This window comes from Micromonospora sp. M51 (genome assembly GCF_018070305.1).
GTDB classification, from domain to species: Bacteria; Actinomycetota; Actinomycetes; order Mycobacteriales; family Micromonosporaceae; genus Micromonospora; species Micromonospora parva.
In genome coordinates this window covers 1-394 of the sequence record NZ_JAGPXZ010001558.1, presented here as the reverse complement: position 1 = coordinate 394, position 394 = coordinate 1, and the positions used below count along the sequence as shown (strand labels likewise).

1 protein-coding gene is annotated in these 394 nt (G+C 76.6%); it reads right to left on the bottom strand.

Features of this window, described 5'->3' with window-relative positions; translation table 11 throughout:
- A partial coding sequence (locus KBX53_RS35935) for an aminotransferase class I/II-fold pyridoxal phosphate-dependent enzyme (protein ID WP_210864137.1) occupies positions 1–394 on the bottom strand: 394 nt, incomplete at both ends.

Here is a 394-nt window from a genome sequence, read left to right as displayed (position 1 = left end):
CCCGCAGGCGACCGACCGCCAGCGCCACCCGGTCGGACAACTCGGCGCGCAGGTCGTCACCGGCCTGGGCGAGCCGCAACGCGGCGTGCACACCGGCGGCAACCGCCGGCGGCAGTGCCGTGTCGAAGATGAACGTGCGCCCGGTCTCGATCAGGTGCCGGACGAACTCGGCCGGGCCGGCGACGACACCACCCGCGCCACCGAGCGCCTTCGACAGGGTGGCGGTGACCACCACGTCCGGCTCGCCGGCCAGCCCGCTGGCCGCGACCGCGCCCGCTCCGGCCGGCCCAGTGAGGCCGAGCGCGTGCGCGTCGTCGACCAGCAGCAACGCGCCGTGCCGGCGGGCCACGGAGTGCAGCCGAGCCAGTGGGGCGAGGTCCCCGTCGACCGAGAA